This window comes from Streptomyces sp. NPDC057623 (assembly GCF_042800355.1).
GTDB lineage: Bacteria > Actinomycetota > Actinomycetes > Streptomycetales > Streptomycetaceae > Streptomyces.
Map to the genome: position 1 here is coordinate 1 of NZ_JBHVGZ010000144.1, position 7,880 is coordinate 7,880.

General features: G+C 69.4%; 5 protein-coding genes. 2 read left to right on the forward strand and 3 right to left on the reverse strand.

Translation table 11 applies throughout. The features are described 5' to 3' along the window. Nucleotides 1-105 precede the first annotated feature (105 nt). Both ACFU95_RS50390 and ACFU95_RS50395 read left to right on the forward strand, forming a co-directional pair. Nucleotides 106-327: a hypothetical protein gene (locus ACFU95_RS50390; RefSeq protein ID WP_383844498.1), complete on the forward strand. Its 222-nt coding sequence runs from the start codon at nt 106-108 to the stop codon at nt 325-327. Nucleotides 328-1,476: 1,149 nt separating this feature from the next. Next, nucleotides 1,477-2,877, forward strand: a complete 1,401-nt coding sequence (locus ACFU95_RS50395) for a hypothetical protein (protein ID WP_383844501.1) — start codon at nt 1,477-1,479, stop codon at nt 2,875-2,877. 197 nt (nt 2,878-3,074) lie between these two features. Here ACFU95_RS50395 and ACFU95_RS50400 read toward each other — a convergent pair whose 3' ends face one another. The 3 genes from ACFU95_RS50400 to ACFU95_RS50410 all read right to left on the reverse strand — a co-directional run bounded on the left by ACFU95_RS50400 (nt 3,075) and on the right by ACFU95_RS50410 (nt 7,689). Further along, a complete protein-coding gene (locus ACFU95_RS50400; RefSeq protein WP_383844504.1) occupies nt 3,075-3,785 on the reverse strand; it encodes a UPF0158 family protein in 711 nt (236 codons plus the stop codon). Between the two features lie 84 nt (nt 3,786-3,869). Continuing rightward, the gene (locus tag ACFU95_RS50405) at nt 3,870-5,984 is read right to left on the reverse strand and encodes a hypothetical protein (RefSeq protein ID WP_383844507.1); all 2,115 of its coding nucleotides are present in this window, start codon (nt 5,982-5,984) and stop codon (nt 3,870-3,872) included. A gap of 253 nt (nt 5,985-6,237) precedes the next feature. Further along, nucleotides 6,238-7,689: an ATP-binding protein gene (locus tag ACFU95_RS50410; protein WP_383844509.1), complete on the reverse strand. Its 1,452-nt coding sequence runs from the start codon at nt 7,687-7,689 to the stop codon at nt 6,238-6,240. Nucleotides 7,690-7,880: the final 191 nt, after the last annotated feature.

Here is a 7,880-nt window from a genome sequence, read left to right on the forward strand (position 1 = left end):
AGCAGCCTCGGCTACCGCAGTCCCGCCGAATACGAGACCGCACTCGCAGCCTGACCACCACACGGATGGTGTCCGTCAAAGCGGAACAAGCTCACACACACTCACTTGCCCGAGCACCGCGACGACTATGACTGGAACGCCTGCTCCGATCTGTTCTTCCAGGACCATGACGTACTCATGCTGTTCGACGCACGCCTCGACGGCATCGAGGACCCGGACGGCGACGTGAACCAGCACCTGGGCATGGGCGAGCCGCGCGCGGCAGCGTGGTTCGAGTCGTTCGGTTACCCGCCCGCCCGGGACCCCGAGCGCGGTTTCCGACGCTGACCAACGCTCTCGTGGCGCCCGTGCCGACGACTGGCTAAGCAGGGGCCACGAGAGCGGAAGAAGTCGGAAGTTCAGGCAGACGGCGCTCGCATCGCCAGGCACTTCACACGCCAAACAGGGATTGGGTCGCGTGGGAGAGTGGCACGGTCAGGAAGCGAGGAACAGCCCTCTTCCCTTCTTCGCGTCGATGCCACGACGGACGTGACCCAATGGGGTTCGCTCCCTTTTCGCACGTGCACTTTGGCCTTCAGCCTCACACTCCCATGCCGGGTCCACGGTACGTATTCCGCGGACCCGCCACAGGTTCGGGCCGTGCGCACTCTAGTGACCGCGTATCGGCCGAAGAAGCCCGTGTACCAGGCGGCTGCCGCGCTGTCCGCCTCGTTCGCCGCCACGTAGCCAGCACCGCCTTACAGGTCCGCCCGGGGTGGCCTCAGAGGTCTATCCCAGTCGGCTGACCTTCCGAAGAAGCGCACTGTACGCGCCCATTGCCGACAGGCAGAGCCCTTCAGGGCGAAACCGCCCGGATGGGGAGGGTCCGCCTCGCCCCCGTCCACCAGCGCGACTACGCCGACAAACAAAGGACTCCAACTCCGAGAAGGAGCACATGCCATGGCCATCACGTCTTTCCATCGCAGCGGTGCCACCACGAACCGCACCACCTTCCCCTCCCAGCTCGCCAACGGCTCAGGGAGAGACCGCAGCTCCCGTCGGCGCAGCGCAACCGAGTGCGTCAGCGGCAGCGTGGCCGACGGTGCGCACCAGCACGCGGAGGCGCGTCAGCCCACGGGATGCGTCATCAGGCTTGGTGATCACAGAGGATCCGTACCCCGCGAGGCAATCAGCCACCTGCCTTGCCCGGGCCGGCAAGCCACAGAATCCGCCAGCAGTGTGACGCCGGGTCAACGCGGCCTCCGGCTCGCTGCCGCTCAGCACTGCTCTGTCCAGCCACCTGGGGGCGATGTCAGCGCACTGACGTACGCTGGCTTTCCGCACGGCCCGGACCGCCGGTAGCACCGGAGGCACCAGCCGCGGCTCACGTCCGTCCCCGTCCGGGAGCGCGCCAGCACCGCGCTCACCAGCGGAAATCTCCCTTTCGCATGCGCATCCGCAAGGTTGCGCACCCAACGCGTCCCCGGAGTCTCCCGCATGGCCACCGAGCCCGAACTCACTCCCGTCGTCGACTTCCTGTGCGAGCACAGCCCCAGCAAGAGCCGCGTCATGGCTCTGATCGGTCCCTACCACGGCGCTCGTTCCCTCACCGGAGTGCTGACCTGCAAGAACAAGCACCACGCCTACCAGGCGGTCCAGCTACTGCGCCGCGCACTGGCCTCCCGCGACACCGACGTCGTCACGGAAGACCTCAACACCCTGGCCACTGCGCTGCCTGACGCCCCCGCCGGCTCCTTGCGCGCGGCAACGGCCCACGCAGCCTCAGGAACATGGCCCGCACCCGCAGGCACGACGTTCTGCCCACCTGACGAAGACCTCGGAGAGGACGAGGACACGCACGTCGACGAGGCCCCCACCGCGCCGGGGTCAGAAACGCCTGACGGCGCGCGTCTGAAGGATCTGCCGGGCAAGGTCGTACGCATCACTCATCTGCGCGAGTTCCACATCACCGATGAGGACGCACTCATACGCGCGGCGATCGACGACGGCTGGGAGCCGCTGCCAGCGTCCGAGTTGGCCGAAGACGATCCTCGCGACCTGATCGGCGCCGTGATGACCCTGACCGACAGCGGTAGTTGGATTACCGGTGCCGACACCCTGGAAGACCAGAGCGAGGCAGGACTGCTGCGGGCCGAGCACGGCGACGAGCTCACCAACTGGAGCCCCGTCCCGGTAACAGCCCACTTCCACCACGGGTGGCGATTGCGCCAGCCGGTCCCCGGCACACCAACCGACGAGGAGCAGCCCGACCTGGTCGCGCTCTTCCCGGTCAAGGAGTGTTCCTGCGAAGACGAGGACTGCGAGAACTGCGGCTGGCAACTCACCCCGCGCACCGCCGACCTGCTCCTGACCGCGTTGAGCGTCCTGGCCGACCAGGCCTACGACGACTCCGACGACCTGCGCGATCAGCCCGTGACCAAGCAACAGCCGGGCAACTGGGAGCTGTTCACCCGCCTGCCCTCTCTCACCTGGTCCGCCGACCGGAGCTGGCGCCGCCGAATGGCACGAGCCTTCGACGACCTGACCGGCGACCTGGAACACGGGCGATGGCCCCAACCCTCGTGCACCGCCGAGGAAATGGCCTTGCACCTGGCTATCGAGGACGCGCCCAGCTACCTCGACGACATCGACACCCGCGACACCGCACACGGCACCCTGCCCGAACACCGCGACGACTACGACTGGGACGCCTGCTCCGACCTGTTCTTCCAGGACCACGACGTCCTCATGCTCTTCGACGCACGCCTGGACGGTATCGAGGACCCGGACGGCGACGTGAACCAGCGCCTCGGCATGGGAGACCTGCGCGCCGCAGCCTGGTTCGAGCCATTCGGATACCCGGACGCCCGGGACCCGGGGCGCGGCTTCCGACGCTGACCGCAGCTTTGGTGGCCGCTGCTCCGCCCCTCTTCAGCGGAGCAGCGGCCACCACACCCCTGCGGCGCGCTCAGCCCCTCAGCGGTATGGGAGGAGCATCCTCAACCAAGCGCTCAGAGGACCGCACGGGCCCGGTGGGCCGTCGGCTCACGGCGTCGGGGCCACCCCCGCCCGTCCTGGCCCGGGGGCGGGCCGCCCTACCTGTCGCCACCGAACGGCAGCCTTGGTCGACAGCCCTCTTCGGCCAGCCAGGCGCGAGCCCGTCCGAGCCGTCGTTCATCGCTGAGCCGGTGAAACCGGCGCCAGGCGCGCTCGTCACGGGCGAGGACATCCTTGAAGCGGCGGAAGGCGCCTCGGCCATGGATGGCGGTCCGCAGCCGATCGGCGAGGGCGGTGTCACCGAGCATTTCGATGAACAGCTCCATGTCCTCGTAACCGTCCCGGGAACCCAGCGCCGGCACGGACAGCCACCGGTCGGGATCGTCCGCCTCCTCGAACCCGGTATCCAGCTCATCGACGATGGCCGGCCGGCACTCCCCGGTGGACAGATCGAGCCGACCACCGGACTCGACCGGGTCGCCCTCCAGCAGCATGGCGAGCATCTCCAGATCGACTGAGAGCGGACGAAGGGCAGGATTCACCACGTGCCCCACAGGCCCGCGCAACACGTCCGCCAGTTCCTCATCGCCCCGGAAACCGCGCTCCCGCAATGCTCCGAGGAACGTGGCAGCCATCTGCGCGGCCCCCGCCAGACCCAGAACAGCGGTACCTGCCACACCGTCACCGGCCAGTTGCAGCACCTCGGTCACGGGTCCGCGGCGCAGCGCGGCAAGCAGCGTCATCCCGTCCGCCCCGTGCAGCGCGCCGCGCACGGCCCGCAGCCCGTCCTCGTCCCATCCCTCGGCCATGGCCCAGACGCTAACGCGCGTCATCGAGTCGTAGAACCGGCCGACGGACCGGACGGTCGCCCAGTGCCGATCGGTGTCACCCTGTCACCGGCGCCGCTTGCGCCCGCCCCTGCCCGTAGAACGCCCACGCCCGCGGACGCCGCGGTGACGAACTGCGGACGTACGCCAGGCCCTGGCCGCGAGGTGTCGGAGTTCCTCAAGCCCGGCCCGGTCCGGGTGCGCGGAGTCCAGCGCGGCGGCGACCGCGTCCCTGGCCTCGGCGCCCTGGGCGCGCAGTGCCTCATCGCCGCCGCCCGCACCGCCCGCCAGCTCCACGATCTGGAGCAGGCTCTCGGCGAGCACCAGCAGATGCTCGGCGTCGGTCATGTCCTCGGGGGACAACAGTTCACGGTGCGCCAGCGCGCTCAGCGCGAGCGGAGCCAGTACGGCGTCACCGCGCAGCGCATGCAGCAGCCGCTCGCCGTCGCCGTCGGGCCACGCCACCGCCAGCACGTCGAGCATCGCCTGTGCCCGCGTACGGAAGGCCGCACCCGCCATGGTCCGTACGGCGTCCGTCAGTTGCCGCAGTGCGGCATCCTGCTCCCCGCGGGCCGAAATCCAGCCGGCCAGTTCCGCGCATGCGGCATCCGGATCGTAGTCCTCGGCCAGCACCCCCAGCAGACCGGCTGCCGGTGCCCGGACCAGCTCACCGACCAGCGGTGCGTCCCGGCCGGCCGCCAGCAGCCGTCGCCGTACGGCCCGGGTGCCCAGTTCGGTGAGGCGGATGAGTTCGACGGGCCCGGCGGTCAGTTCCTCACGCAGACGGCGGTCACGCTCCCGCGCCTGAGCCGGATCCACTGCCGCCCCCATGGCGCCCAGCAGCTCCGCGAGTTCCTGCGGCATGCCCGCAGGCAGTTCAGGTCCGGAATCCTCTGGATCGGAAAGATCGGCCTCCAGGAACACCGGATCGGCCATCCCCTGTTCGCGCTCGACCGCGCCCAGGTCCACCAGCACGTCGAGCACCGAACGCAGGTCCCGGTCAGCGTGCTCGAACCACATCCGGTGTCGCAGGTCCGAGCCGACGTCCAGTTGGAAGCGGGCCCGGTAGCCCAGGTGGACAGAGTCACGAAGCCGCGGCCAGGGCATCGGGTACGGCAGGCTGTAGAGCGTGTTCAGCACGTCCTCGAGCATCTCGCCGTAGATGTCGAAGAGCATCGACTCGACGTGCCGGCCACTGGGCGTCCCGATCAGGGCCTGCCGCAGTTCGAAGAGTGCGTCGAAGGCGCGCGACCAGAGCTGAAGCGGGTCGGCCAGCACCGGCCTGGCCTTGGCCACCGCGTACAACCGGCCCTTGGCGACCCGGACCAGCCGCGCCTTCTTCGCCCACTCCACCAGCAGTCCCAGCCGCGGCAGGTCGGCCGAGGAGCGCACCCCCTCGGTCCTGTCCCCGGTGCCCAGCACGCCCACCAGCTCGCGGGCGTCAGCCATCCGCAGTCGCCCAGCAGCCGTCACCACCCGCCCCTCGCGCCCCGCCCACTCCGCAAGCCCCCGCAGCTGCGCCACAGTCGTCGACGCCTCGGCCCGTAGCCGCAGTTCACCGTCCGGAGGGAGCACCACCGGCAGCTGCGGCTCGGCCCGGACTCCGTCGGCCAACACACGGCCGTTCAACCGCCGATCCATGATCGCGTCAAGAGCTCGTTGGTCGTAAGCGACCTCCCCGCGCTGAGCACGGTCCGCGAACCGCTGCAACGCCGCTCCGTCCATGACGTCCACACCCTGCTCGGCAGCGGTCACCGCCCAGAACTTCGCCAGGCCCCAGCGAGTACGGTCCGCCATCGCCGCCGGATACCGCTCTTCGGCCGTGGCCACCGCGCCGAGGGATTCACCGATTGCGGGACCGCGCGGGTTCGCCAACTGCGCGGCATGCAGAAAGAGCAGGAGGGTGCGCAACGTGCCCGGACCGTCGCCGCGTTCCTCTCCGGGAAGCTCCGTGACCTGCTGGGGGAGCCAGTGCAGCAGCAGTTCCTCCACATGCCGCGGCTCCCACAGCCCCAGCCGACCGTCGGCGGTCGCCCGGTGCCGGTAGTCCAGCGCCGCCTCGACCATGAACGCGTCCACCGGAGTCCCCTGATCCCCGGCCCACCGGACCAGCCGGTCGACCAACAGTCCACACGCCGCCTCGAACTCGTCCTCGGCTCCGGCTTCGCACCGCATCCGCATGAAATCCGCCCCGCCTGTCCGCAGCCTTGCTCGCTTCGCCACGCTACCGCCGAATCGCGACGTACCACTCTCGGCCGAGGATCCGGCGCCCACCACCGACATGTCGTGGTGGCGGCCCGCGCCCACCCTGACCGTCCCACGACGGATCGCATGGTCGTATTAGCCTGCGCCTACCTCTCCGAAGAGCCCGCAGTCCTCATACGGGTCCGCCGGCCGGTGCAGCCGACCGGTCCCCCGTGCCGCAGATCGAGAGTCATTCGCCGTGGTAGAGGCGGGGCAGGTCGATCAGTTGGATCGTGGGGTCGTTCTTCGCGAGGTGAGTCAGTTCATCGGTGAAGCCGGTGCCGCTGAAGCAGTAGAGCCTCGTTGCCTCGGTAGCCGTGCCGCTCCTGGTCAGTAGGGAGCGGATGTGCCGGAGGCGTTCCAGGTGGCCGGCTCCCATCACGTCGCTCCACTTCGCTTCTCCGATGGCGAGCAGCAGCTGGCGGCCCTCCTTGCTCTCGCCGTGGACGGCGACGTCGATCTCGTGGCTGGTCCTGGCTGCCGGGTCGTTGACGGTTCCGCGGGCGACGCGTGTGACGTGTCCGCCATGGGTGTCGGGTGCCGCATGCCAGCGGGCCCATTCCCGGCAGACCTGCTCGAAGTGCGGACCGACGACTTTGCTGCGGAAGGTGGACTGGGTTCGGCGCCATACGTCGGGCGCCCGCCCGGGGCGTTCCAGATCGCCCCAGGCCGGGCGCATGACCGCGTGGTAGAAGGTGACGAGCGGCTCGGCGATGCGGTAGGCGGAGCGGTTGCGGCGAAACGCGTCGGCTTCGTGGGTGATCATGCCGACGTCCTGGAGGACGCTCAGCGGGTGGGCGAGGTCGGTGGACTTGCGCCCCAGGTAGTCGGCGATGCCGCCACGAGCGGCGTTGCCGGCGGCGATGGCTGCCAGGACCGAGTGATACAGCGCGGTGTCGTGAAGTTCGGGCTCCTCGGCGAGAAGGTAGCGGGCCTCCCGGAAGAGCGGACGCGCCGGGTTGAGCACCGCACGCACGACCCAGGCATCGAAGTCGTCCGGCCCGGCAGGAGTGTCCCCCTGGGTGAACTCACGGCGGTAGGCGGGCGTACCCCCGACGATGGCGTTGGTCAGCAACGCCGTGCGCGGGTCGTCGATCTGCCAGAACTCGGCCGCGAGCCGAAAGTCCAGGGTCGGGACCACGAGTTCGAGACCGGCTCGGCCACGCAGTGGAGCATTGCCGGACAGCAACCGGCCCATGAACGACAGCGCGGAACCGCACAACAGCAGGCGCACGGGAGTGTTGGTGTGCTGGGCAGCAGGGTCCAGAGCACGCTGGATGATCGAAGGCAGGGAGGGAGACGCCTTGGCGAGGAAGGGAAACTCGTCGATGACCGCCACGGCGGGACCGCCCGCGTCGGCGATGCGCATGAGTTCCGCGACCCCCTCGTCCCAGTGCGCGAAACGGAACGGAGTCGGCTGCCCGCGATAACGGGCCAGTGCCTCACCGAACTGACGCAGGGCGTCGGCCTCGGTGGTCTCGGTGGCGGTGAACATGAAGCCGCCACTGGCACGAGCGACGGCATCGAGCAGGAAGGTCTTGCCCTGCCGGCGACGACCGGAGACCACACCCAGCGTGGCTTGCGGGCCCGGCAGGGTGGCGAACCGGGTCAGCTCGGCCCATTCGAAGACGCGGTCGAACATCTCGGCGGGCTTGTCCACAGCACCAGCTCCCATATAGGTGCAGTTATTATAGCTGCACCTATTTGCTGCACTGATCGTGCCGCTGGGCCGTCCTGGGCTCTAGCCTCGATCTTTCGTGACGGTCCGCCGACGGAGTCGGTGGGCCGTTTCGCTTTCTGTGGCTGGTGGTGGGCAGGCTGAGGAGCCGTGTG